Annotated in this window: 1 protein-coding gene and 1 pseudogene; one reads left to right on the forward strand and one right to left on the reverse strand. The window is 60.0% G+C overall.

Annotated elements, in window-relative coordinates:
• A pseudogene (locus QK290_RS18450) lies at positions 1-265 on the forward strand (hypothetical protein); the annotation flags it as partial.
• A 32-nt stretch (positions 266-297) separates the two neighbouring features.
• On the opposite strand, the gene QK290_RS18455 reads toward QK290_RS18450, so the two are convergent.
• A partial coding sequence (locus QK290_RS18455; RefSeq protein WP_282332122.1) for a helix-turn-helix domain-containing protein occupies positions 298-1,159 on the reverse strand: 862 nt, incomplete at its 5' end.

Consider the following 1,159-nt stretch of genomic DNA (forward strand, 5'->3'; position numbering starts at 1 on the left):
ATCAAAAACAAAGAAACGTCACCCACAAATTAAATGGCTCGGTCAGGAGCCCTGGAGCCCTGAGCTCGGCGGGATCCGGCAGTGGATCGAGTCAGTCTTCGACACCCTCAAGGGCCAGCTCACCCTCGAACAACACGGCGGCCGAACCACCGAAGGCGTCTACGCACGCGTCGCCGCCCGACTCCTGGCCCCCGCAGCAGGAATCTGGCACAACTGGCGCATCGGCGCGACCCGTAAACGCTCCCTGATCGCCTACGACCACTGAATCCAATCGGAATTAATCATCTAGTTTCGTGGTTAGCACGGTGGGAGCCAGCGATTTCCATCGGCGCTTACCAGCTTGCTAATGCGGTGGGACCAGAAGAGCAAGCTTGCTTCCAGTTGTCCTTCCGGAGTTTGCAGATCAAGTCCGACGCTGGAAGAGATGCTCTCCAGTCGCCTATATATGGTTTGGCGTTGGACATGAAGTGACGTCGCGGCGTAGGCCTTGTTCCAGCCAGATTCGAGCATGGCCTGTAGGAATTTCGCTGTTTCGTCGTTGATCAACGGCCGGGAAACCTCATCACTGTGCGTGACTCCCTCGGCGAGTATTCCCAGTGATCCGAGTTTGTCCGCCCAACGCGCGGCACCTCCCACGACCTCACTGACCAACGCCGCACGTTGTGCGCCTTCGAACGCCTCGCGCAGTTCCCAGGGTTGATCGCCGTGGCGAGCCAATCCGATCGCAGCCAGCCGCACCCCGTGGCCGATGCCCGACAACTTTTGGCGGATGAGGATCCCCAGCCGTTGGAGAGTCTCCACATCCTCTGCCGTGGAGAGGCCAACCACACCACGGACCCTTAGTGTGCGGCCTGTTTGGGAAATCATCGGCAGACGCAATTCCTCACAGCTGAGTTCGAAAGCCAGCTTCAGCCTGTCAACCGGCGCAACTGCCTGCAATGGCTGGTGCCCATTACCGGTTCCCAGCACACCGCGGAGACAAATGACAACGGTGTGCCTTGCATCGAAATTAAGGCCGAGCCGTTCTGTCCTGCGCTCCAGATCATGGCCGCCGGCTACGCGCCCCGCCGCGATCCGATCCACGAGTTTTTCCTGGGCGTTTTTGGGCTCTTCCGAATGCAGGGTGTAGCCGGGGTTGGCGCGCGTGACTTCCGAGGCC

This window comes from Pseudarthrobacter sp. AL07 (assembly GCF_029960665.1).
Classification (GTDB): Bacteria; Actinomycetota; Actinomycetes; order Actinomycetales; family Micrococcaceae; genus Arthrobacter.